This window comes from Sporosarcina aquimarina, assembly GCF_023715615.1.
In the GTDB taxonomy this organism is placed as follows: domain Bacteria; phylum Bacillota; class Bacilli; order Bacillales_A; family Planococcaceae; genus Sporosarcina; species Sporosarcina aquimarina_A.
In genome coordinates this window covers 54,838-79,248 of record NZ_JAMBOM010000007.1, presented here as the reverse complement: position 1 = coordinate 79,248, position 24,411 = coordinate 54,838, and the positions used below count along the sequence as shown (strand labels likewise).

The 24,411-nt window shown below is 42.1% G+C and carries 20 protein-coding genes and 2 riboswitches; of the genes, 15 read left to right on the top strand and 5 right to left on the bottom strand.

Annotated elements, in window-relative coordinates; all coding sequences use genetic code 11:
* Positions 1-100 precede the first annotated feature (100 nt).
* Positions 101-538, bottom strand: coding sequence for a YflT domain-containing protein (locus M3197_RS14675; protein WP_251662327.1), 438 nt, complete (start codon positions 536-538; stop codon positions 101-103).
* Positions 539-828: 290 nt separating this feature from the next.
* Positions 829-912: riboswitch (cyclic di-GMP riboswitch) on the top strand.
* 138 nt (positions 913-1,050) lie between these two features.
* Here M3197_RS14675 and M3197_RS14670 point away from each other — a divergent pair.
* A complete protein-coding gene (locus tag M3197_RS14670; protein ID WP_251662326.1) occupies positions 1,051-6,891 on the top strand; it encodes an NPCBM/NEW2 domain-containing protein in 5,841 nt (1,946 codons plus the stop codon).
* A gap of 939 nt (positions 6,892-7,830) precedes the next feature.
* Here the strand turns inward: M3197_RS14670 and M3197_RS14665 are convergent.
* On the bottom strand, positions 7,831-8,466 hold the full coding sequence (locus tag M3197_RS14665; protein WP_251662325.1) for a hypothetical protein: 636 nt from the start codon (positions 8,464-8,466) through the stop codon (positions 7,831-7,833).
* A 226-nt stretch (positions 8,467-8,692) separates the two neighbouring features.
* Here M3197_RS14665 and M3197_RS14660 point away from each other — a divergent pair, with 226 nt between their 5' ends.
* Together M3197_RS14660 and M3197_RS14655 are read left to right on the top strand one after the other, a co-directional pair.
* Positions 8,693-9,589 carry a 5'-3' exonuclease gene (locus M3197_RS14660; RefSeq protein WP_432814007.1) on the top strand — a complete coding sequence of 299 codons (897 nt, stop codon included), beginning with the start codon at positions 8,693-8,695 and terminating at the stop codon, positions 9,587-9,589.
* A complete protein-coding gene (locus tag M3197_RS14655) occupies positions 9,561-10,376 on the top strand; it encodes an STAS domain-containing protein (protein WP_251662323.1) in 816 nt (271 codons plus the stop codon). The genes M3197_RS14660 and M3197_RS14655 overlap by 29 nt, the downstream gene beginning before the upstream one ends.
* A gap of 20 nt (positions 10,377-10,396) precedes the next feature.
* On the opposite strand, the gene M3197_RS14650 is transcribed toward M3197_RS14655, so the two are convergent.
* The 3 genes from M3197_RS14650 to M3197_RS14640 form a co-directional block, all read right to left on the bottom strand.
* Positions 10,397-10,924: a C39 family peptidase gene (locus tag M3197_RS14650; RefSeq protein WP_251662322.1), complete on the bottom strand. Its 528-nt coding sequence runs from the start codon at positions 10,922-10,924 to the stop codon at positions 10,397-10,399.
* A gap of 18 nt (positions 10,925-10,942) precedes the next feature.
* A complete protein-coding gene (locus M3197_RS14645) occupies positions 10,943-11,401 on the bottom strand; it encodes an STAS domain-containing protein (RefSeq protein ID WP_251662321.1) in 459 nt (152 codons plus the stop codon).
* Between the two features lie 107 nt (positions 11,402-11,508).
* A complete protein-coding gene (locus M3197_RS14640; protein ID WP_039043423.1) occupies positions 11,509-11,829 on the bottom strand; it encodes a thioredoxin family protein in 321 nt (106 codons plus the stop codon).
* A gap of 212 nt (positions 11,830-12,041) precedes the next feature.
* Here M3197_RS14640 and M3197_RS14635 point away from each other — a divergent pair, with 212 nt between their 5' ends.
* From M3197_RS14635 to sufC, 12 genes are all read left to right on the top strand, one after another.
* Positions 12,042-14,426, top strand: a complete 2,385-nt coding sequence (locus tag M3197_RS14635) for a 3-hydroxyacyl-CoA dehydrogenase/enoyl-CoA hydratase family protein (RefSeq protein WP_251662320.1) — start codon at positions 12,042-12,044, stop codon at positions 14,424-14,426.
* Positions 14,427-14,456: 30 nt separating this feature from the next.
* A complete protein-coding gene (locus tag M3197_RS14630) occupies positions 14,457-15,632 on the top strand; it encodes an acetyl-CoA C-acetyltransferase (RefSeq protein ID WP_251662319.1) in 1,176 nt (391 codons plus the stop codon).
* Between the two features lie 35 nt (positions 15,633-15,667).
* Positions 15,668-17,455, top strand: coding sequence for an acyl-CoA dehydrogenase FadE (locus M3197_RS14625; protein ID WP_251662318.1), 1,788 nt, complete (start codon positions 15,668-15,670; stop codon positions 17,453-17,455).
* 78 nt (positions 17,456-17,533) lie between these two features.
* Positions 17,534-17,893 (top strand): arsenate reductase family protein, encoded by a 360-nt coding sequence (locus M3197_RS14620; RefSeq protein ID WP_251662317.1) that lies wholly within the window; start codon positions 17,534-17,536, stop codon positions 17,891-17,893.
* A 77-nt stretch (positions 17,894-17,970) separates the two neighbouring features.
* A complete protein-coding gene (gene gcvH, locus M3197_RS14615) occupies positions 17,971-18,354 on the top strand; it encodes a glycine cleavage system protein GcvH (RefSeq protein ID WP_251662316.1) in 384 nt (127 codons plus the stop codon).
* Between the two features lie 68 nt (positions 18,355-18,422).
* Positions 18,423-18,722 (top strand): thioredoxin family protein, encoded by a 300-nt coding sequence (locus M3197_RS14610; RefSeq protein WP_251662315.1) that lies wholly within the window; start codon positions 18,423-18,425, stop codon positions 18,720-18,722.
* A gap of 50 nt (positions 18,723-18,772) precedes the next feature.
* Positions 18,773-18,878: riboswitch (SAM riboswitch) on the top strand.
* Positions 18,865-19,053 (top strand): hypothetical protein, encoded by a 189-nt coding sequence (locus M3197_RS14605; protein WP_251662314.1) that lies wholly within the window; start codon positions 18,865-18,867, stop codon positions 19,051-19,053. Its footprint overlaps the riboswitch before it by 14 nt.
* Positions 19,054-19,256: 203 nt before the next feature.
* Positions 19,257-20,279, top strand: coding sequence for a methionine ABC transporter ATP-binding protein (locus M3197_RS14600; RefSeq protein ID WP_251662313.1), 1,023 nt, complete (start codon positions 19,257-19,259; stop codon positions 20,277-20,279).
* On the top strand, positions 20,276-20,944 hold the full coding sequence (locus tag M3197_RS14595) for a methionine ABC transporter permease (protein ID WP_251662312.1): 669 nt from the start codon (positions 20,276-20,278) through the stop codon (positions 20,942-20,944). Before M3197_RS14600 ends, M3197_RS14595 begins: the two co-directional genes overlap by 4 nt.
* Positions 20,945-21,106: 162 nt before the next feature.
* Positions 21,107-21,949, top strand: coding sequence for a MetQ/NlpA family ABC transporter substrate-binding protein (locus M3197_RS14590; RefSeq protein ID WP_251662311.1), 843 nt, complete (start codon positions 21,107-21,109; stop codon positions 21,947-21,949).
* A 135-nt stretch (positions 21,950-22,084) separates the two neighbouring features.
* Positions 22,085-23,284, top strand: coding sequence for a dicarboxylate/amino acid:cation symporter (locus M3197_RS14585; protein ID WP_251662310.1), 1,200 nt, complete (start codon positions 22,085-22,087; stop codon positions 23,282-23,284).
* 334 nt (positions 23,285-23,618) lie between these two features.
* Positions 23,619-24,398, top strand: coding sequence for a Fe-S cluster assembly ATPase SufC (gene sufC / locus M3197_RS14580; protein WP_251662309.1), 780 nt, complete (start codon positions 23,619-23,621; stop codon positions 24,396-24,398).
* The last annotated feature ends 13 nt before the right edge of the window (positions 24,399-24,411 follow it).

Sequence of the window (24,411 nt, the reverse complement as noted above, 5' to 3'; positions counted from 1 at the left end):
ACAATTAAAATGTTAAGAAGGCAGCCGATTGTTAAATGGCTGCCTTCTTTTTACTAGCGTTGATAAAGAGTGATGGAAGTATCAAATTTTAATTTCTTCTTCACTTAGTAGGTTGAAGAAATACTAGAATTTTACCCTCCTGAACGTCTTCAGAATAGCGTTCGGCTTCCTCATCGGGAACTCCGATTTCCATAAGTGCATGCTTCAATCCACCAGCACCTGAGCTGGCACCTACTACTGCTCCGCCAATCGTTGAAATGATAGGACCAGCAGCCAAAACGGCACCAAGTCCGGGAACCGCGATTGCAGAGATTCCTGCAATTACGCCCGCAATTCCAAGTGTTCCACCAGTTAATGCCCCAGCAATGGCCCCATCTTTAGTGGACGGTTTTACTTCCTGAGTAATTTCAGGAAGATTTTTTGTATCTTTTGCTACAACTGAAATTTCCTCAGTTGTGTAGCCTTGCTCTATTAACCGTTCCACAACTTCCACCACTTGTTGTTCGTTTTCATATACGTCAATAACATAATTCTTCATGTTGAATTACCTCCTGTTTGCTTAGACCATGCTTTCTATACCCACTCTTTAGTCTTTCTAGACACATTTCAAAATTAGGTAATACTATTTTAGGATTCCTTTAATAGTTCACCGCTCCTGAAAGAGGAGGGGAAGTTCCTTTTCTATAGAATTCATCCCCTTTATATGTGAGGAAATCCAAGAATTATATAAAAAGATATTCCAATCTTACCTGAAAATAAGTGACTAGGATCTAGTGCTATTTGTTCATGGTGTGGAACCAAAGGTGTGATAGTATTTAAACTATAAAATAACTGAATAGGCAAACCTAAAGAAATTTAGGGACGCAAAGCTATAGGGACTAAGGTGTATCACTATGTCAGCCAGTTGCCGAAGAGTACACACTACTTTTTGTTTAGTAAAGTTAACGAACTGCTACTAGTTTTTTTGACTTTATTTAATTCGAAGCTACTCTTTTTGAGTAGCTTTTTTGTGCGCTCAGTAGGAAATATATTCATGAGGAGGAAAAGCATATGAAGATGATTGCGTTCGCAACAGCAGCTGCATTGGCTCTTAACGTAGTCTGCAGTCCAATTATTGTCTTAGCAAATGAACACCCGCAAGAAGGATTAGTCACACCTACTGATGCCAAAAGTAACCAAAGTTCCGGTATCGCATCGGTTCGAAAATTTGACCTGTACGGAAGTGTGAGTTTGCCAGCTTACGATGAAGTATTCAAAATGCCTATCACGAATATCAAATCGATCACAAATAATGGCGGAAATTACTCAGGTTCTCCTATTAAGCACGCGATTGACGGAGAACTGAAGACACATTGGGAAACAAATAAACCCAATAGTGCTTCATTTACTAACGAAGTTGTCGTGAACCTTAACGAACCGACAACCTTAAATAGAATTGTCTATGCCGCTCGCCAATCCACTGTTAAGGGGAAAGGCTTTGCACAAGAGTTTGAAATCTATGGTTCGCAAACATCAGAAGGTGAGAATTTCTCATTAGTATCTTCAGGAGCTTACAAGGGATCAACAGGTGATGTTGTCGAAATCCAATTTGCCCCGACGAAATTTAAGCGAGTTAAATTTGTATTCACAAAAGCGAACCAAGACTGGGCAAGCGCTTCAGAGTTTCAATTTTACAAAGAAGATCCTGTATCTGACAAAATGGACACCCTCTTTACAGATGAATCGCTAAGTTCAGTTAGCGAACAGTTTAATACGCTGGATGCGCTAACGAGATTGGACGCTGAAGCAAAGGGGCATCCGTTCTATCCTCAATTTAAAGAAGATATCGAGAATGCAAAGGTTCTCATTAATAAAGCAGAAATTGAATCTACTGCAGCAGTAACTAAACCATTCTTGCATTATACAAATGAAGCCTATTCAAAGTTATTTAGAATGGATCGACAAAACATCAAAGGGATTCGCAACAATGGTAGTCATTATGCGAGTGCCGTAATTGAAAACGCAATTGACGGCAACCTGAACACATACTGGGAAACGAACAGAAGTAACACCAATGACTTTTCAAATGAAGTTGAAGTCGAATTTAAAGAGAACGTAACGTTAAATCGCCTTATGTATGGCGCAAGACCCTCTGATCGAAAAGGGTTTGCTGAAGAAGTTGAAATCTATACTTCCAAAACATCTAAAGGTGACACCTACCAGCTTGTAACAACTGGACAACATAATATGGTTGCAGGATTAGTAGAAGTCAAATTTGCACCAACCGAATTTAAGCGCGTAAAATTCAAATTTAAAAAATCAAACCAAAACTGGGCTACGTTATCGGAACTAGCATTTTACCGTGAAGATCCGACAGAAGAGAAAGTCAACAATCTATTCACAAATGGTCTGATGAATGAATTAAAACCGGAGTTTGCTTCTATGAATGCGATTCAACAATTGGAGATCGAAGTTGCCAAGCATCCTTTAAAAGAACAGTTACAACAATACGTAACGATGGCGAAAGACGTCCTTAACCACGTAAATGTATCTAACGAATCAATCGTAATTGCTTCTCAGCGAGGGAACTCAAGTACGGAAGCGAGCAAGCATCAAATTGCCAGAACCTCGTTTTCACTAGATACATTCGGCCGATATGTAGTGCCAGGTGAAACAATTCAAATTACAGTTGAAGCAGACGCAAAAGGCGTCATGCCAAATCTAGTTTTAGGTCAGATAGCGGATGATAAAAACGGATGGGTAAGAAGATATGCGCTCAAACAAGGATTGAACAAAATAACAGTTCCCACATTTGATAACATGAAGCCTGCCGTTGCATATGTGGAAAACAATGCGTTCACAACTGAACAAGCATTTGCTCCTAAAGTAAGACTAGTAGGAGGAACTGCATTTCCTGTCTACTATCATGGAATAACAGATCCCGTAACGTATGAAAAAGAGTTGGAAAAGTATGTGGAGAAAATCAGTGTAGACGATAACGACTTTGCAAACGGAAAACCAGGCGATGTTGTGTATAACGTTTCTGAACTAGTATCCGAAAACAATACAATTTCTACAAGTGCTGCAGGTGCTCTAAAGGGAATTAAAGAATTAAAAGGAACTGGTAAGACCGTATCAGACACGATGAAAGAATGGGAAATGATGTGGACCGAGTACCAAAGAATTAGCGGTGCTGTCGTGGATGATTCAGATCCAAGAAACCAATATTTCAATGCAAAGTTTACATCACGGGTATTCACCAAAGGGCCATATGGTTGGTCTGATTGGGGATATACAGGATTTAACGGAGGGAATTCTCCTAGAAGAGATGATGGATTCTTTAAACAAATTGTGAAGCCGTTTAGTGTACCTGGAAATGATGGATGGGCTTATTTTCATGAATGGGGCCATAACATAAATAACTCCACGATGGAACACACAGAGGTAACGAACAACATTTACTCAGTAATTATGAGAAAGAAATTCAATAACAGCACAGATGACCGTGTAGATTGGAATTCAATGTACAAAAGATTTTCAGGTGAAACGGTTCAACATGGTTTCTGGACTTACTTAGGGGTACTTGAGCAAGTGCAATATTATTACGGGGAAGATAGTTATGGTAAGGCTTCCAGAATTGCTCGGACTAACCCTGACGGTGTGATGAATGGATTAGGAAGTAATTTACAACGATTAGTTGTAGGATTATCGTTAGCAACCGAAACCGACTTAACGGCATTTTTCGAAGACTGGGGTTACGTAACGGCTACCGCTAAGATGAAAGAGAAAGTAGCCCATTTACCAAAGCCAGATGTGAAGTTGGAATACATGCATAGTTTGGGACGAGATTATGCAGGTGCCGGGTTCTCAAAAGATGCAAAAGTAACTGCTCAATCGATTACTGCGAATCCGGACAAAAAAGAAATTAACTTGTCTTATGCTATTGATATAGCAAATAAGGATGCTGCTATGGGATACGAAATTCTCAGAGATGGCAAGGTAGTAGGCTATACAACAGGAACTTCATTCATTGATAAAAACGTAGATACAACTGTTCCTTATACTTATGAAGTCGTCGCATATGACAAGAAGTTAACGCCATTAAAACCCGTGCAAGTTCACTCTCAGCAGCCGAACTTATCTGTAGAAGACTTCTTAACGTTAAAATTACATCAAGCATTTGAACCGATGGATTACGTAAAAGCATCCACATTTACCGGACAAAACATTACAAAAGATGTAGTCATTAAATCGAATACAGTAGATGTAACGAAAAAAGGATCTTATGAACTTGTTTACGAAGTGAAGAATGCGAACTTAACTGAGACCAAGACAACAAAAGTTACGGTAACAAGTGACTATGCCTATATCTCTGATATGAATACTAAATCCGTTCATACAGATTGGAATTCCTTACAAAAAGATCGAGCGATTTCTGGAGGGCTCATCACATTACGAAGACAAGGCAGTGATGCAACGTATCCTAAAGGAATTGCCATCCATGCCAATTCCGAAGTCGTATACGATATTGCTGGAAAAGGATTCAACTTCTTTGAAAGTTATATCGGTATCGACCAATCTGTCAGAGGACAGGGGTCTTCCGCAACGTTTGAAGTGTGGGTAGATGGAGAAAAGGAATTCGATAGTCGGGTATTCAAATCTGGCACGGAGCATGAATTTGTAAAAGTTCCTGTTACAGGAGCAAAAGAAGTAAAACTCATTACAACGGATGCAAAAGATAATGGGATCTCCTCAGACCATACAGTTTGGGCAGATGCAAAGTTCACAAAGGATTCTAGTGAGCCTACACTACATGTGTCTGAAGATCTCACGTTCGTTAAACTCAACAACAAAGACTTTACGATTTTAGATGGTGTAGAGGCGTTTGATAAAGAAGATGGGGACTTAATTGACGCAGTTAAAGTAACGTCTAACAACTTCACTGTTAGTAAAACAGGCACCTACAATGTTGCTTTTTCAGTAACAGATAGTGATGGAAATAAGGTAACGAAGACAAAAGAAATCTATGTTTATAGCGATACCGCATTCGTAAGTGATACGGCATGGAAGTCCGCACAAACAGCTTGGAGCACGGTTAAGAAAGATCAGGCTTCCTCAGGCGGTTCGATAAAAAACCTAGTCAATGGTGCGACTAAGGAATTTACTAAAGGAATTGGGACCCATGCAAATTCAACTATTGTGTATGATCTTGCAGGCAAAAACTACGATTACTTTGAGACCCTTGTTGGCATAGATCGAAACATCGCCGTCAATAACAATTCAAGTGTTACGTTTAAAGTGCTGGCAGACGGCCAAGAAGTCTATACTAGCGGGGTTATGAAATATAACACTGAAGCAAAATTGGTAAGGATACCATTGAAAGACGTTAAGGAATTAACGCTCATTGCCAATGATTCTAGTAATGGAAATACTTCCGACCATGCAAACTTTGCAGATGCTAAGTTTTATATTTCGAATGGCCTGCCCGAACTTACAATACCTGATTCTGTAGCAACTAAGGTTGGTACGCCAATCGATTTAAGCGAAGTTTATTCTGCCGTCGATGCTGAAGATGGTGATTTAACAGATCAGGTAAAAGTGACTGGTAACAATCAGGTGAATTTCAAGCGAGCTGGTAAGTATGAAATAACCTACACTGTGGTAGATAGTGATGGGAATGAAATATCTAAGAAGCGATTTATATCCGTAGTAAATATGGAAGACTTCAACTATCTATCTGATTTCGAATGGAAGTCTACGCAAAATAGCTATAAAACTCCTATAAAAGACAAAGCAATCAGTGGCCAACCATTGCGATTAACAGGGACGGACGGAAGTGTACAAGCCTATGAGAAAGGAATTGGGGCACACTCAAACTCAACAATCGTTTATGACTTAACAGAGAAAGACGCAGATTATTTCACTTCATATGTGGGGGTTGACCGACAGATGTATGGCTCAATCGGATCAGTCACGTTCCAAGTTTTTGTAGATGGCGTGAAACAATTCGATAGCGGAATGTTGCATTCTACAGATCCTCAGAAGTTCATTGAAGTAAAAACAGTTGGTGCAAAAGAGCTGAAATTAGTCGTGACTGATGGCGGAAATGGAAATGGTTCAGACCATGCAACATGGGGAGATGCTAAACTCCATTTCGAGAACGGAGAAAGAGTGTATACGCAAGATCTAGTAGCTGCAGTTGAAGAGGCGAAAGCTATCGATGCGGAGAAATATACAACTAAGAGTATGAGTGTACTCCAGAATAGTATTGCAAAAGCAGAAGAGATTCTTGCTAACACTCAAATGACTCAACTGGAAATCGATCAAGCTCTTGAGGCGCTATTGCAGGCGAAGTCCCAACTAGTGGAACTAGATTTAACTCAAGTTATTACGATACCAGATAAATATCTTAGAAATGTTATTCAGCAAAAACTAGGGATTACAGGGGATCTCACTCTAGGAGATCTGCATGCACTCAAGACTCTTGAAGCACCTAATGCGAGAATCCAAAGTCTTGAAGGCTTACAATATGCAAGAAACTTAGTTTCGCTAGATGTATCAGGAAATGAAATCACAGATTTTTCACCGCTGGAAAATCTGGAGAAACTGAAGACGATTGTGGCACATCCTCAAATAGTGGCGGTGAAAAGCTTAAAAGGCCCTCACCTAACTGTTGAGAACTTAGTGAAAGGGTTGGATGGTCAGTACCTAAATCCTTATCAAATTGTCCTAAGAAATACAAAAAACAATGAGATGGTAAATGTAGATGTGGATCAATTCAAGCCAAACTCGGACCAGTTTACATTAGATTTTTCACAATTAGAGAAAGGCACTTATATGTTGGTTGCGGCTTATAAGTTAAAAGAAGATACAATTATTCAATTAACATATTATGTAGATCTTCGTAATTAATAATAAGTAGGGGCTGTCCCAAAAGGTCATAATTTTGACCTTTCTGGGATAGCCCTTTAAGTTTGGTGACAAGTAGGGGGATAGTTTACGGTGATGATATTTATTGTCAGTCAGAAAGTGCTCAAAAATTTCAGGGGAAGTGCTCATAAAACTCGAAAAGTGATCATAACCCTGGGGAAGTGCTCATAAATCTCCAAAAGTGATCATAACCCTGGGAAAGTGCTCATAAATCTCGAAAAGTGATCATAACCCAAGGGAAAGTGCTCATAAATCGCAAATAGTGATCATAACCCGAGGGAAGTGCTCATAAATCGCAAAAAGTGATCATAACCCGAGGGAAGTGCTCATAAATCGCAAAAAGTGATCATAACCCTGGGAAAGTGCTCATAAATCTCGAAAAGTGATCATAACCCTAGGAAAGTGCTCATAAATCACAAAAAGTGATCATAAATCTGGGGAAGTGCTCTTAAATCTCCAAAAGTGATCATAACCCAAGGGAAGTGCTCATAAATTTCAAAAAGTGATCATAACCCTGGGGAAGTGCTCATAAATCGCAAAAAGTGAACATAACCCAAGGGAAGTGCTCATAAATCTCGAAAAGTGATCATAACCCTGGGAAAGTGATCATAAATTACAAAAAGTGATCATAAATCTGGGGAAGTGCTCATAAATCTCCAAAAGTGATCATACCTCTAGGGAAGTGCTCATAAATCGCAGAAAGTGATCATAACCCGTGGAAAGTGATCATAACCCGTGGAAAGTGATCATAACCCGTGGAAAGTGATCATAACCCAGCCAAGGTGCTCATAAATCTCAAAAAATGCTCCTACCCCAAAAATTTAAACTTCAGCCTCAATCCATTTCATCCCAAACTTCCTACCACAAACAAAAAAAGATCAGCCGCAGCTGATCTTCCTTCGTTCACCCATTCTCATCCCATTAAATACATGTAAATGCATCGATCCGATCTAAGTCAATGCCAGTAAACATCCAACGTCGCCACTGATTATTCCATTGGAATCCTGCGACCGACGTTCTGCCAACGAAGGTTGGGAAGAACCAGAATCCTCTAGTTCGAGATGTCCAGACGTACGTATAGCGGAACAAACATCCGCGAATACCACCTGGGTCCACTCTCAAGAGTTGCTGGTCAGGATACGCGGGTGTTTGGGATGGAGGAGGTGATGTTGGTGCACTTTGTTGATTTCCGCCACCGCCTCCACCAGATCCTGGAAAAGAGGGCTGACTTGGATTCCATCCGCCTTGCCACGGTGCGTTAGGTTGTTGCGGGAAACCAGGCCACCCTGGTTGCTGCGGCGAATTCGGCCACCCCGGAAAACCTGGCCATCTTTGGTTCTGTTGGGATGGAGTCTGCCAATCGTTCCAGCCGTTCACAGCCGTTAGATGAGGATCAATATGTGCTGCGGTTTGATGAGGATCTACATTTACTGCCATTTGATGAGGATTCACATTCATGGCAGTCGCATTCCAATCATCCTGACTACTAGGTTGTTGAATGTATCCTTCAGGAAGCTCGGGAAACCATTGTTCCTCGGTGTAATCATTTGGATTCATACTCTTTATACCCCTTTCAGAATTTCACTATGCTCCTCATCCTATGTCAAACGCTCAGGTTGCTCTAGACGTGTGCCCACATATGTAGTGTCAATACGGAAATGTGGGTGCCAAACTAAAAAGACGTGGTATCATAAAGAGAAGAAATTACTACATTAGCTGAAGAACTAATAAGGAGAGTGAGCACGTGAGTACTGAACGTCCACACATACTGATTATTGATGGAATGGCCCTGTTATTCCGTTCGTTTTTTGCAACAGCTGTTCGAAAACAGTTCCAATATAATGAAGACGGAATCCCTACAAATGGGGTTCAAGGATTTCTAAGACATACATTAACGGCAGCTAACCTTTTCCAGCCGACCCATCTTGCGGTTTGCTGGGATATGGGTTCGGTCACTTTCCGAAACGACATTTATGATGGCTATAAAGCCAATCGCCCTGCTCCGGCGCGGGAATTACTTCCTCAGTTTGATATGGCTCGTCAAGTTTCTGAAGCCATGGGATGGAGAAATTATGGGGTGGAAGGAATGGAAGCGGATGACCTGATCGGATCTCTCGTCAAAACGTGGAAAGAGGATGCGGATTTAACAATTGTTTCGGGGGACAAGGACTTGCTCCAATTACTCGCACCTTCCGTCCAAATCGCCTTAACTAAAAAAGGTCATTCCATCTATGACCTATACACAGAGTCACGTTTTATAGAAGATTACGGAATGACTCCTACTCAATTTATTGACTATAAAGCATTTATAGGTGACACGAGTGATGGCTATCCAGGGGTCAAAGGAATTGGACCAAAGACAGCACTAAAACTCATTCAAACGTATGGGACTGCTGAGGAAGTTGTCAATTCATTGGACAAGTTGACGACTTCAGAGAAAAGCAAAATTCAAGACAACTTGGAGATGCTACGTGTTTCAAAAGAACTGGCAACCATCCACTGTGAAGTAGATTTAGGGAAAACAATAGAGTCTCTTGAAATTCCGAGTTATACTGACCAAACATTAGAACACCTCAGGAAACACGGATTGAACGCAGTACTCAAACAACTGGCGACAGTAGAACTAGTAGCTGCTACAAGGGGGAGTCTTGATGAAAGAATTATTGATCCTTTTAAGTGAAAAGGTAACTGAGAATGCTGAGCAACTTGCAGACATGATAACCAAACAACAGAATGATCACTATCCGATTATGAAAGGGTTAGAAGAAGAACTCTTTCTAGCTCGCGTGGAATTAGTAAAGTTATATGCGAAAGCATTGAAGTTAGAGGAGTCAGAGCGAATTGAGCAATTGCGACAATGGGGGCAGGAAGCAGGGACTCACTTTGCGAAGAAAGAAAGTATTTCTTTAGACATGATGCTTCGTGAGGTTCCTCAATATCGTGCGTATATTGGTACGGTTTTAAAGCATGAAGGACTAACTCGTAACATCAGTTCAGAGGACATGTATGAACTAACGACTGTACTCGATTCGATTGTAAACGATGTCGTTTATTATTTTAGCCTTCCTTTTGTGCATCACGAAAAGGAAATGCTTAAGATTTCCCAAGCTGCGATTGCTGAATTATCCGTTCCGATTGCATCCATTAATGAGACAACTGCTATTCTTCCATTAATCGGTATCATGGATTTCAATAGAGGCGCCGTGTTGCAAGAAAAAGTTCTTCATGAAGCTGTTCGGCTCAATCTCGAGCATTTAATCATCGATCTTTCAGGACTTTTAACGACGGATACATTTGTTGCTCAACAGTTGTTCATCCTCTTTGAATCACTTTCTTTAGTAGGGACTGTTCCAGTCGTTAGTGGGGTAACACCTGCTATCGCACAAACGCTCGTCGGGTTAGGTATAGACTTCGGATCGATCAAGAGCTTTGCAACGTTAAAACAAGCAATCCACTATGTTGCATAACAAAAAGGACACTGAGCGAATCAGTGTCCTTTTTGCTTGGAACGAGGAGCTATTTTTACAAAAGTTAAAATCTCTTGGTTTTTTCGATAAGAGACATAACGCACTGTACTAGGTGAAGATGGGCTTCCATTGTCATGTATTGTGAGAATCACATCATCCACTTTTTTTGCATATCCAATAAGAGGTACCCAGTGATAATCGAATTCGTACTTTCCGCTCCACTTGAAAGTAAACCATTTATCAAATTTTGCTGCAACGGGGCGCCCGTTCTCAAGTTCGCATAACGCTTCTGATAACGAACATTTCCGAACTTCCCAATCGGCACCTAGTAACTTATGGAGCCTCTGAACAAAACGCCACGTGAATAGTCCGATTCGAGTAGTTCCTAATAGCTTGTAAAGCTTATTGACAGAAACTCTGGAAATTGGGACATTCAAATAGTGTAAGATTACAGATGCTGTTACAGGACCGCACGCAGATGACCGTAGATTTTTGTCTATGGAAGATTCGTATTGTGATTTGCCTTGTAGTTGTTTTAAGAACGGCACGACAAAACCCTCCCTTATTTACTCTCTTGAAAAGGAAAGTCCTTTCTCGTCCATAAGCGCTTGTAAAGCAGATTTGAAGTTCGCGTATGACTCCACTTCAGAGGCTACCCCCGTACTTACCATTTGACGAACAAATGGAGGAGTGAAGCCAACCATGATTGGCCGAATCCCCATCAACCGTAGTTCGGATCTCATGAGCTGTAATTCATGAGTCAGCATTTCCAAACCTTCCTCTTCAGCCAAACGGATACTCGAAAAGTCGAATACTGCTGCTTCAGTATTTCTATGGTCTCCCGCATACTCAAGAACTTTCGCGCGGATTCGCTCCATCCTCTCCTTATCTGTATAACCGACAACAGGGAGTAGAATTGTATTATCAATAATTGAGGTAATAATTGGAACAGATGTCTCACTTATGATTTCTTCATACTTGGCAATAGTGGCTTTCAATTGTGCGATTTCTTCTATCTGATTCATGCTACACCTCTTAGTTTTCTTTAACCTCTCCTAAGTATAACTGATTTTCAAAAAAATACATAAAAAAAACCGACTGCAAAGACAGTCGGAGGAATTGCTAGTATCGTTTAGATTGTTAGACCTTCAAGGAAGCTTGTCACTTGCTCAGGAGATTTTGCGTTGGCACTATGAAGGTGCGCTTTTTTCTCTCCATTTTCAAAAATGAGTAAGCTCGGAATCCCCATCACATCATACTTTTCTGCTATTTCAGGAAGAACATCGCGGTCTACGTCATACCAATCGTACTGGTCGTAATCTTCTGTAATAGGTCCGATAAACATGTCCATCACTCGACAGTCTGGGCACCAACCTGCCTGAAATTTAATAACTGAGCGTGATGGTTCGTTAATAATGTCATCGAATTGTTTTGCGGTTGTAATTGAATCCATGTATATTCGACTCCTTTCATATCTTCAGTGTACAATGAAAAGCGCTTTCAGCCCATCAACTTGTTTCAAAAGGAATGTAAAGTTGTTTTTTAGATTTAAATATTGCGAAAACGCAGGAAATAGTCTACAATTAGATTCATAGAAAAGGTTTCTATTTTTTTTACCCACAAAATGAATGAGCATTCATTCAAAAGCAAAGGGAGGATTTTCACGTGGCTTATCAAATTAAGAAAGCAGCTGTAATCGGATCTGGCGTGATGGGGTCTGGAATTGCTGCACACCTCGCCAATATTGGGATTCCTGTTCTTCTTCTGGACATCGTTCCGAACAAATTGACAGAAGACGAAGAGAAAAAAGGACTTACACTGGAGCATCATGCAGTTCGCAACCGAGTTGTATCGGGATCGATACAGAAACTACTAAAACAAAAACCAGCACCACTGACTTCTAAAAAAAACCTGGCTCTTATTGAAGCAGGGAACTTGGAAGACGACTTAGAAAAGTTGAAAGACGTGGACTGGATTATTGAAGTTATCGTTGAAAACTTAGAAGTTAAAAAGAGCTTATATGAAAAAATCGACGCTGTTCGTAAACCCGGAACAATCGTCACTTCAAATACATCAGGAATTAGTATCGATGCTATGGCGGAAGGTCTTTCAGAAGACTTTCAAAAACATTTCCTAGGTACGCATTTCTTCAATCCGCCGCGTTACTTGAAATTGCTGGAAGTGATTCCTGCGAAAACTACATCCCAAGAAGTAGTTGAGTACATGACTGCATTCGGTGAAGACCGCCTAGGTAAAGGAGTCGTAATCGCAAAAGATACACCGAACTTCATCGCCAATCGAATCGGAACTTACGGGCTTCTCGTCACACTTCGTGAAATGGAAAAACGTGGCTATACAGTCGGTGAAGTGGACTCTGTCACTGGAACTCTGATTGGTCGCCCAAAATCTGCGACATTCCGCACGTTGGATGTAGTTGGCCTGGACACATTCATGCATGTGGCGAAAAACGTCTACGACAAGACTGAAGGGGAAGAACAGGCGGTATTCGAACTCCCTGAATTCATGAAGAACATGATCGATAACGGTTGGATCGGTGCAAAAGCGAAGCAAGGATTCTTTGTGAAAAAAGGCAAAGACATTTACGAGATCGATTCGTCGACACTTGAATACGGCCCAGTCAAGAAAATGAAAACGCCTTCAATTGAAATGGCGAAACAGCAAAAAGGACTCGGCAATCGTGTGAAGTCATTAGTATATGCGGATGATCGCACGGGAGAGCTTCTCTGGAGCATCTTGGCGCCGACACTTCTTTACTCAGCTGACATGCATGGCAAAATCGCAGATACTATCGTATCCATAGATAACGCGATGAAATGGGGCTTCGGATGGCAACAGGGACCGTTTGAAGTTTGGGATGCCATTGGTGTCAGTCAATCAGTCGAGCGGATGAAGGAACAGGGAGATACGATTCCAGAATTCGCTCAAAAATTGCTCGATAAAGGATTCGAAACCTTCTATAAAGAGGAAGACAATGAACTCTTCTACTTCGACGGTGAGGGATATTCACCAGTTCCGGTCAATGAAAAAGTAATCGACTTGAAGCGTTATAAGAAAAAGCATGGCGTCATTAAGAAAAACTCAGGAGCAAGTTTGATCGATATGGGAGATGGGATTGCACTTCTTGAGTTCCATTCACAGTCTAATGCGATTGGCCTCGACATTATGCAAATGATTAACTTTGCGGTGGATGAAGTCGAGAAGAACTACAAAGGTCTCGTCATCGGTAACCAAGGAAAAAACTTCTGTGTCGGTGCGAATCTCGGAATGATTTTAATGGAAGCGCAAGATGATAATATCTTCGAACTCGATTTCGTAGTGCGTACGTTCCAAAACGCAATGATGAAAATCAAGTATTCCTCGAAACCAGTTGTTGCAGCACCATTCCAAATGACGCTGGGCGGCGGAGCAGAAGTCTGTTTGCCAGCAGCTCATATTCAAGCTTCCATGGAAACGTATATTGGCCTCGTTGAAGCTGGAGTAGGACTGATTCCTGGTGGTGGAGGAAACGTCGGTCTGTACTTGAAGCACTTAAAAGGATTGCCAAATGGCGTGCAAGTAGACTATCAAAACATCGCGAACAACGTATTCGAGTCAATTGCGATGGCAAAAGTGTCGACATCCGCTGAGGAAGCACGTGAAAACAACTTCCTCGATTTCGCAGATGGCATTAGTGTTAATGCGGATCATCTCTTATACGATGCAAAGCAAGTAGCACTTTCACTCTATGACAATGGCTACCAAGCACCAAAGCATGAGAAATTCCCGGTGGTTGGTGAAACAGGTTATGCAACATTATTACTCGGTGCGGAAGGCATGCGTTTATCTGGGTTCATCAGCGATCACGATATGAAGATCGCAAAGAAACTCGCATACGTATTGGCTGGAGGCAAACTGCCATACGGCACACTAGTCGATGAACAGTACTTACTGGATCTTGAGCGAGAAGCGTTCTTGAGCCTTGTAGCAGAACCGAAGTCACAGGCACGCATGCAACACATGCTTGTGAAAGGCAAACCATTGCGTAACTGATGAATCAGAACTTTAAGAGGAGGAAATACAATGCGTGAAGCAGTAATCGTGGCGGGTTCCCGCACACCGGTCGGAAAAGCAGGTAGAGGATCACTTGCGACAGTCCGTCCCGATGATTTAGGAGCCCTTACTATAAAAGAAACATTAAAACGCGCAGGAGGTTATGATGGTCCGATTGAAGACCTGATCATTGGTTGTGCAATGCCGGAAGCAGAACAAGGCATGAACATGGCACGGAATATCGGTGCGCTAGCCGGATTGCCAGATACGACACCTGCAATTACAATCAACCGTTTTTGTTCATCAGGACTACAGTCCATTGCTTATGCAGCTGAACGAATCATGCTGGGTCACTCTGAAGCCATCCTAGCAGGTGGCGCAGAGTCGATGAGTATGGTTCCAATGATGGGAAATACGGTGCGTCCAAATGCGAAGCTCGCAGAAGAAGCACCTGCGTATTACATGGGAATGGGGCATACTGCAGAGCAAGTTGCCGTAAAATATGGAGTTAGTCGTGAAGATCAGGATGCGTTTGCAGTTGAGTCCCACCGCCGTGCAGCAGCAGCAATTGACGCTGGAAAGTTCGATGACGAAATCGTTCCAGTCGAATTCACAAAAGGCTATGTCGACAGCAACGGTAAATTCGCAGAGAAAAAAGAGACGTTTTCTATGGATGAAGGCGTACGTCGCGGTACGACTACGGAAATCCTAGCAAAATTGCGTCCCGCCTTCTCTATTACAGGATCCGTAACAGCAGGTAACGCTTCACAAACATCTGACGGCGCAGCGTCTGTACTTGTCATGGAACGTGAAAAGGCTGTGGCGGAAGGGCTTACACCAATCGCGAAGTTCCGATCGTTTGCAGTAGCAGGAGTCCCACCTGAAATCATGGGAATTGGTCCAATCGCTGCAATTCCAAAAGCGTTGAAGATCGCTGGACTGTCCATTGAAGATATTGACGTATGGGAATTGAACGAAGCATTCGCATCGCAATCTCTGCAAGTCATTCGTGAACTGAAGTTAGATACAAGCAAAGTGAATGTCAATGGCGGCGCAATCGCCCTTGGTCATCCACTTGGTGCAACCGGAACCATTTTGACAGTGCGTATGATGAGTGAACTGAAACGTCAAGGCAAGCAATTCGGTGTCGTTACAATGTGTATCGGTGGAGGAATGGGCGCAGCTGGCGTGTTTGAGTTACTTTAAAAATTCGTGAACGAAAAATAGAGGAGGAACTAGAAATGACTGAGACTAAGACAAATGAGCTAATTAAAGGCGGGGCGTTTTTAACTGAAGACATTACACCGGATCGTGTGTTCACTCCAGAAGATTTTTCTGACGAGCAGAAGATGATTGCAAAAACTGCGGAAGACTACGTGAAAAACGAAGTGCTTCCAGTTGTGGATAAGTTGGAGAACCACGAGTTTGAACATTCTGTTCGTCTTTTGAAGTCAGCTGGAGACCTCGGTCTACTAGGTGCTGATGTTCCAGAAGAATATGAAGGATTAGGGTTGGATAAAATCTCATCTGCTTTGATTTCTGAAAAATTAGCAGTGGCAGGTGGCTTTTCTATCACTCACGGTGCACATGTTGGAATTGGTACGCTTCCAATCGTATTGTTCGGTAATGAAGAGCAAAAGAAGAAGTACTTACCGAACTCTGTAGCAGGGGACAAAATCTCCGCGTATGCACTAACTGAGCCAGGTTCAGGATCAGATGCTCTTGGAGCTAAAACGACTGCGAAGTTGAACGCAGCGGGTACTCACTACGTTTTGAATGGTGAAAAGCAGTGGATTACAAACGCTGGATTTGCTGACGTATTCGTTGTCTATGCGAAAATTGATGGCGATAAATTCTCAGCATTCATCGTAGAACGTGAATTCCCTGGTGTTTCTGTTGGTGCGGAAGAGAAAAAGATGGGCATCAAGTCTTCATCGACACGTACACTGATCTTATCTGATGCTGAAGTTCCTGTAGAAAACTTGCTTGGAGAAGTTGGCCGTGGTCACATTATCGCATTTAACATCTTGAATATAGGGCGTTATAAGCTTGGAGTCGGTACAGTTGGTGGATCGAAGCGTGCTCTTGAACTTGCGATTTCGTATTCAAACGAACGTAAGCAGTTCAATACGCCGATTTCATCGTTCAACTTAACGAAAGAAAAAATTGCAACGATGGCATCTCAGCTGTATGCGACGGAGAGCTTGATTTACCGTACAGTGGGTTACTTCGAGCAACGTCAAAGCCAAATGACTGCGGAGCAACAAAAAGACGGAAAAGCAATTGCAGCTGCGATTGCTGAGTACGCTATTGAATGTTCTATTAACAAAGTTGTTGGTTCTGAGACACTTGACTATATCGTGGACGAAGCGGTTCAATTACACGGCGGATACGGCTTCATGGCTGAATACGAAGTGGAGCGCGCATACCGTGATTCACGAATCAACCGCATCTTTGAAGGAACAAATGAAATTAACCGTATGATTGTACCAGGCACATTCATGAAGAAGGCATTAAAAGGTGAGTTGCCATTGTTGCAACAAGCGCAAGCGCTTCAAGAAGAGTTGCTTATGATGATGCCTGAAGAAATTGGGGACGCTCCTCTTGAGCAAGAAAGAGTTCTTGTGAAGAATGCGAAGAAAATCGGTTTGCTAGCTGCAGGATTAGCTGCACAACGGTACGGTACGAAACTCGAACAGGAACAAGAAGTTCTTGTGAACATTGCGGATATCGCTAATAACATCTTTGCAATGGAATCTGCGCTCCTTCGTACTGAAAAAGCAGTTGCGAAAAACGGGGCGGAAAAAGAGCAACAAAAAATCTTGTACACAGAAATCTTCTGTCAAGAAGCATTCGCAGCAATTGAAAGGGATGCAAAAGAAACACTTTACGCTGCAGTGGATGGAGACAACCAACGTATGATGGTATCTGCATTGCGTAAATTGACTCGCTCGAATCCATATAACGTGATTGCGAAGAAGCGCGAAGCATCTGTCAAGCTGATCGATGCTGCGAAATATGTAGTTTAATCCCTACACTCCTATCCAGACTGCAATTCTGTAGTCTGGATGTTTTTGTGGTAAAATGGAACTAACGAGGTGATTGAATTGGGACTGCACTATTATGGCTATCCAACATGTACAACATGTAAAAAGGCTGAAAAGTGGCTGAAAGAAAATGATATTTCTTACGAAGCATCCAACATTGCTGAACAGCCACCGAGCGAACAAGCATTGAAAGAAATGATTACTAGTTCTGAATTGCCGTTGAAGAAGTTCTTTAACACGAGTGGCATGAAGTATCGTGAACTCGGGTTAAAGGACAAACTTGCTACTATGAGTGAGGATGAACAAATCCAATTGCTGGCGTCGGACGGCATGCTCATTAAGCGTCCACTTGTGACAGATGGCAAAACAACCACAGTCGGGTTCAATGAGCAAACGTTTTCAGAAACGTGGAAGGCGTAACTTCATTTCTTGTCTTTCAAAGGTACCTGTGGCAAAATAGAATCAGATATAACAATTACTAGTTGGAGGGGAATAGAATGAGCACACCACAAGGTTTGAAGTATTCTGAAGAGCACGAATGGGTTAAAGAAGAAGACGGTAAATACCGAATTGGTATTACACACTTTGCACAATCTGAGCTTGGTGATATCGTGTTCGTTGAATTACCATCTGTTGGTGACGAATTGAAATCGGACGAGCCGTTCGGTAGCGTTGAATCTGTAAAAACGGTTTCAGAACTATATGCACCTATTAGCGGTAAAGTCGTTGAAGTGAACGAAGAGTTAGAGGACAGCCCTGAGCTTGTCAACGAATCTCCTTACGAGGGAGCTTGGATGGTCGTTGTGGAAGCAACGAAGCCAGCTGAACTCGATGAGCTTATGTCCGCTGAAGACTACGACAAAATGACTGTCGGAGAATAATATTAAAAGGCGCCGACCATACGGCGTCTTTTATATTTTTCTATTGAAATAGAGTGTAGGTGATACTTGTGGATGAGTGGACATATAGTGACTGGAAAGATGCGGCTGAACATGAAGAACTGACGGCTTTCTATTTATACACACCGCTCTGTGGGACGTGTGCAGTGGCTAGTAAAATATTGAATGTTGTTACAGAGTTGAAGCCAAGTCTTACAATTGGAAAAGCCAATTTGAACTATGTCGAAGAACTTTCGACAGAATACCAGGTTGAAAGCGTACCGTGTTTGCTCATAAAGCGAAAAGGCGAGCCTGCTGAGAAAGTCTATGCCTTTCAATCGGTACAAAATATTCTCCAAAAGCTTAGTTGACAGTGATAGATCACTATGGTATAACTAAAAGCAACCAATTGAATAACTGACTCTTATAGAGAGAGGTGGAGGGGAGAACCCTATGAAGCCCGGCAACCGTCAATTTACTTGAAATGGTGCCAAGTCACACAAAGCGTATGCTTTGAAAGATGAGAGATCGGATGAACGCCATGAATTTTTACGCGTACGCCTTTCTGTGAATCTGCAGGAAGGCGTTTTTTATTTAATTATATATGTTGAAGTGAAAATCACTATCGGTACAGACATTTTAGTTGTTTGGAACGAGAGTTGTTACGGAGAACAACTTTTGCGAGTAAAAGCGAAGCGTTAGGAGCAGCGGGCTGATGCCTTAATTTCTGCAAAGAGCCCAGAAATACGGCAAATCGAACTCTTCGGGGTTCGATTGGCTGAGATCGAGCCCCTCGGAAAGCGTCCGCCTGGAGAGGAAAACAACGACAAGTGATCGGATTGTTTAATTTAACTTATATAGCGATTAGTCTTGGACAGAATGAAACGCAGTGAGGTGGGTGTCGAATGATTCAATTAGCAAATGTCAACAAACGATTTGGGACCGCAAGCACTGTGATTACTGCAGTTGACGGAGTAAACCTGACGATTGAAGAAGGAAAGATTTACGGCATTATCGGATATAGTGGTGCTGGTAAAAGTACGTTAATCCGATTGCTCAACGGGTTGGAACAACCAACAGACGGGTCCGTCGAAGTGAACGGCCGTAAGATTTCATCAATCGGTGGAAAAGAGCTTCGTCAAGCCCGTCAAAAAATTAGTATGATCTTCCAACATTTTAACTTGCTATGGTCTCGTACCGTAAAAGAGAACATTACCTTCCCTTTAGAAATAGCAGGAGTAAAAAAGGCGGAGCGAGAACGGAAAGCAACGGAATTGATAGAGCTTGTAGGGTTGGCGGGACGTGAAAATGCATATCCCTCCCAATTGTCAGGTGGACAGAAACAGCGTGTCGGAATTGCAAGAGCACTTGCAAATGACCCTGAAGTGCTCCTATGTGACGAGGCAACGTCCGCGCTCGATCCAGAAACGACGGATGCGATTTTAGACTTGTTGACAAGCATTAACGAACGACTTGGGTTAACAATTGTCCTCATTACGCACGAAATGCACGTCATTCGAAAAATCTGTCATGAAGTCGCAGTGATGGAAGCGGGACGTGTGGTAGAAACAGGAGACGTACTCCAACTATTCCAGTCACCAAAAGAACAGATTACAAAGCGATTTGTCTCACAAGTGACTGAACCTGAAGATGCGAAGAAAGTGATGTCACTCATGCGTCAGGATTATCCGGAGGGCACACTTGTCAAGCTAGCGTTTGTAGGGGAACGAACAGAGCAACCTGTTCTCGCTAGTTTGATAAGAGAATATCCAGTGGACGTCAGTATTCTTCAAGGAAATATCTCCCAAACTCGTGGCGGCGCATACGGGACAATGATTTTACAAATAACAGGGGAACCAGAGGCAACTGCAAATGCCATTCAATATTTACATGAACAAGGTGTCCAGACGGAGGTGTTTGAGAAATGATTGAAACCTATCTTCCAAACGTAGACTGGGCAAAAATGTGGGATGCAACAGTTGAAACACTTTATATGACAGCTGTCTCAACCCTATTCACGTTCATCATTGGGCTAGCACTTGGGATCTTGCTTTTCTTAACCGGTCCTGGCCATATATGGGCAAATAAGATTGTGAATATACTCACGGGATCGATTGTTAACATTTTCAGATCAATTCCTTTCATTATATTAATCATCCTTCTTATTCCGTTTACCAAGTTTCTAATCGGAACAATTAGAGGTCCGGAAGCTGCGATGCCGGCGTTGATTATCGGAGCTGCTCCGTTTTACGCAAGAATGGTGCTAATAGCACTGCAGGAAATTGACAAAGGTGTTCTTGAAGCAGCACGCTCGATGGGTGCAAAAACATCAACAATTATTTTCAAAGTATTATTGCCGGAGTCGATGCCCGCTTTAATCTCCGGGATTACGGTGACAGCGATCGCACTTGTTGGCTACACAGCGATGGCAGGAATTATCGGTGCTGGAGGACTTGGAACACTCGCCTTCCTAGACGGATTCCAACGAAGCCGTGAAGACGTCACACTCGTTGCTACAATCTTAATCCTAATTGTGGTCTTCGTCTTACAATTCGCAGGAGACTTCGCCGTCAAAAAACTCGACAAACGATAACAATGGGAAAACCAGGCATGCCTGTCTACTATATAAGTGGTTTGATGAAATAAAAGTGGTGCCTAGCATCTACGTTGATAGGAGTGGAACGCGTCCGCTTGCAACGAAAATCAACACGGCTCGTTATCAAATCTAAAAAAACAGAAAAGGGAAGTGGAATGGATGAAAAAGTTTTTAACAGGAGTTTTACTAGCAGTACTTGTATTAGCACTTGCAGCATGTGGTTCAAAAGACGACAAAGATGGTAACACAAGCGGTTCTGATGAAGACCAAAAAGTCATTAAAGTTGGCGCATCCAACGTTCCACACGCAGAAATTCTGGAAAAAGCAAAGCCACTACTGAAAGAAAAAGGCTATGACTTGGAGATTGAAACGTACCAGGATTATGTTTTACCGAACCAAGATCTTGATTCTGACGATTTGGATGCGAACTACTTCCAAACCATTCCGTACATGGAAACCCAAATTGCCGATCATGGATACGATTTCACGAATGCCGGAAGCATCCATATTGAACCAATCGGCGTCTATTCAAAAAAGTACAAATCATTGGATGAACTGCCTGATGGTGCTACCATCCTCATCAGTAACTCTGTCTCCGATCACGGACGTGTTTTAGGGATTCTTGAAGCGGAAGGTCTCATCACGTTGAAAGATGGCATAAACAAAACAAAAGCTGAATTGAAAGATATTGTGGATAACCCGAAAAACATTAAGTTCGATGCGAATTACGAAGCAGCACTTCTTCCCCAAATGTTTAATAGTGAAGAAGGCGACGCAGTTCTTATTAATTCAAACTATGCAATAGATGCAGGTATCAACCCAATGGAAGATTCCATTGCACTTGAAGAATCTGATTCTCCATACGTGAACGTCATCGCAGTGAAGACTGGCAACGAAGACAAACCAGGCATTAAAGCACTTGTAGAAGTTCTAACTTCAAAAGAGATCCAAGACTTCATCCTTGATGAGTGGGAAGGTTCAGTCGTACCGGTTACTAAATAATATAGAAGAAACCCCTTATCTTGCCTTTACAAAGATGAGGGGTTTTTTGGATAATAAATAGGACTGCTTTTTAAAGCGTTTTCATGTATGATAGAAAGAGTTTTACTAATTCAACGCATGAAAGGGGTTTGGAAAGTGAAATTTAAAATTGGACTGATATGGAGAATTGTCATTGCCATCGGTCTCGCAGTAGGGCTTGGGTATTTGACTCCTATGATTGGTGAAGGATTTGCGAAAGGCTTCACTCGGTTCTTCGCAACATTCAACATGATCTTTGGAGGATTTCTCAACTTCGTGGTTCCTTTGATTATTTTGGGATTCATCGCACCTGGAATTGCAAAACTTGGTAAAGGCTCTGGGAAGTTGCTTGGTCTTGCGACATTATTTGCTTATGCATCTACGATTATCGCAGGGATTCTTGCTTACTTCGCTGCAACGTCATTACTACCAGGATACATAAGTGGGTTAGGAAGCACCTCAATTGAAACTGGGAAAGAAGCAGCAAGCGCTTTCTTCGAACTAGAAATGACACCCCTTATGGGCGTGATGACGGCGTTGCTTCTTGCATTCGTATTAGGAATTGGAATGGCTGCTATCGGCAGTAAAACAATGTTACACATGTTTGAAGAATTGAACACAATCATTGAAAAAGTGATTTCAGTCATTATCATACCGCTTTTACCGATACATATTTTCGGGATTTTCTTGAATATGACATACACAGGTGAAGTGGCTAAAGTGCTTTCGATTTTCATCTTCGTATTCGTTATGATTATTATTCTTCACCTAGTTATGTTGACGTTGCAATACACAGTTGCTGGAGCTGTTTCAAAACGGAATCCGTTCCGTCTGATGAAGATTATGTCGCCTGCTTATTTTACAGCGGTCGGTACACAATCTTCTGCAGCAACCATTCCAGTAACATTGCGACAAGCGAAACAAACGGGTGCGTCTGCAAGGGTGACGGACTTTACCATTCCACTGTTTGCAACCATCCACTTGTCAGGAAGTACGATAACACTCGTTTCGTGTTCAATTGGTGTGATGCTGATGAACGATATGCCAATTAGTTTTGTTGCGTATCTTGGTTTCATCTTCATGCTTGGAATTACAATGATCGCTGCACCTGGAGTACCAGGCGGAGCAGTTGTTGCGGCCACTGGTCTTCTAGCATCCATGTTAGGTTTCGACGAATCCATGGTGGCACTCATGATTGCTCTATACATGGCGCAAGATAGCTTCGGTACTGCAACGAACGTTACAGGTGATGGAGCGCTTGCAATTGTCGTCGACAGCTTTTCAAAAGACGGCACATCTGCCAAACTATCGAAATGATTGACTTATAATCAGCAGCGCGTCTATCTTCTGTTCTATTCGAAGATGGCGCGCTTTTTATTTCTATACGAGTAACAAAGAAATAGTTGAGATAACCTTAGTTTAAGGGGGGAATCCCGAAAAGAAGTTTGTGAACAGTTCGTGATAAATTCTCATTCACAAAACGGCAATTGAAAATGGGAATAGACTGTGAATATCGTAGGAAATGGGGATTTCTTTTATAATTTATAATCATTCTTAATGATTTGCATGTACTACGTATATAGGATAAGATTAGAATGATGATAAATAGAAGATGATAAAAGTTCATCTTAAGCATACTGGAGGTATTGGAATGGCTACTTTGGAAATCAAAGATCTTCATGTTTCAATCGAAGAAAAAGAAATACTTAAAGGTGTCAATTTAACGATCAACACAAATGAAATCCATGCAATCATGGGACCGAACGGAACAGGTAAATCCACGCTCGCGTCTGCAATCATGGGTCATCCAAAATACGAAGTTACATCAGGATCTGTACTTCTTGATGGAGAAGAAGTTCTTGAAATGGAAGTCGACGAACGTGCGAAAGCAGGTTTGTTCCTAGGAATGCAATATCCAAGTGAAATTACAGGCGTAACAAACGCTGACTTCCTTCGTTCAGGTATTAACGCTCGTCGCGAAGAGGGGAACGAAATTTCTCTTATGAAGTTCATCCGTGAACTCGATAGCAAAATGGAACTTCTTGAAATGGACGAAGATATGGCTACTCGCTACTTGAACGAAGGATTCTCAGGTGGAGAGAAGAAGCGTAACGAAATTCTTCAACTTATGATGTTGAAGCCTAAATTTGCAATTTTAGACGAAATTGACTCCGGTCTTGACATCGATGCTCTACGTATCGTTTCTACAGGTATTAACGAAATGCGCGGAGAAGACTTCGGTTGCCTCATCATTACTCACTATCAGCGTCTGTTGAACTACATCACACCTGACCATGTTCACGTAATGATGCAAGGTCGTGTTGTGAAATCAGGTGGCGAAGAACTTGCTCGAAAACTGGAAGAGCAAGGCTACGACTGGATTAAAGAAGAGTTAGGAATTGAAGACGAGACGGTTGAACAAGAAGCGTAAGAGGGAGGACGAT

What these genes read in the sequence shown, in the direction of transcription:
- M3197_RS14675 (WP_251662327.1), bottom strand. Translation starts at nt 538, where the DNA reads ATGAAGAATTATGTTATTGACGTATATGAAAACGAACAACAAGTGGTG.
- M3197_RS14670 (WP_251662326.1), top strand. Translation starts at nt 1,051, where the DNA reads ATGAAGATGATTGCGTTCGCAACAGCAGCTGCATTGGCTCTTAACGTA.
- M3197_RS14665 (WP_251662325.1), bottom strand. Translation starts at nt 8,466, where the DNA reads ATGAATCCAAATGATTACACCGAGGAACAATGGTTTCCCGAGCTTCCT.
- M3197_RS14660 (WP_432814007.1), top strand. Translation starts at nt 8,693, where the DNA reads ATGGCCCTGTTATTCCGTTCGTTTTTTGCAACAGCTGTTCGAAAACAG.
- M3197_RS14655 (WP_251662323.1), top strand. Translation starts at nt 9,561, where the DNA reads ATGAAAGAATTATTGATCCTTTTAAGTGAAAAGGTAACTGAGAATGCT.
- M3197_RS14645 (WP_251662321.1), bottom strand. Translation starts at nt 11,401, where the DNA reads ATGAATCAGATAGAAGAAATCGCACAATTGAAAGCCACTATTGCCAAG.
- M3197_RS14640 (WP_039043423.1), bottom strand. Translation starts at nt 11,829, where the DNA reads ATGGATTCAATTACAACCGCAAAACAATTCGATGACATTATTAACGAA.
- M3197_RS14630 (WP_251662319.1), top strand. Translation starts at nt 14,457, where the DNA reads ATGCGTGAAGCAGTAATCGTGGCGGGTTCCCGCACACCGGTCGGAAAA.
- M3197_RS14625 (WP_251662318.1), top strand. Translation starts at nt 15,668, where the DNA reads ATGACTGAGACTAAGACAAATGAGCTAATTAAAGGCGGGGCGTTTTTA.
- gcvH (WP_251662316.1), top strand. Translation starts at nt 17,971, where the DNA reads ATGAGCACACCACAAGGTTTGAAGTATTCTGAAGAGCACGAATGGGTT.
- M3197_RS14600 (WP_251662313.1), top strand. Translation starts at nt 19,257, where the DNA reads ATGATTCAATTAGCAAATGTCAACAAACGATTTGGGACCGCAAGCACT.
- M3197_RS14595 (WP_251662312.1), top strand. Translation starts at nt 20,276, where the DNA reads ATGATTGAAACCTATCTTCCAAACGTAGACTGGGCAAAAATGTGGGAT.
- M3197_RS14590 (WP_251662311.1), top strand. Translation starts at nt 21,107, where the DNA reads ATGAAAAAGTTTTTAACAGGAGTTTTACTAGCAGTACTTGTATTAGCA.
- sufC (WP_251662309.1), top strand. Translation starts at nt 23,619, where the DNA reads ATGGCTACTTTGGAAATCAAAGATCTTCATGTTTCAATCGAAGAAAAA.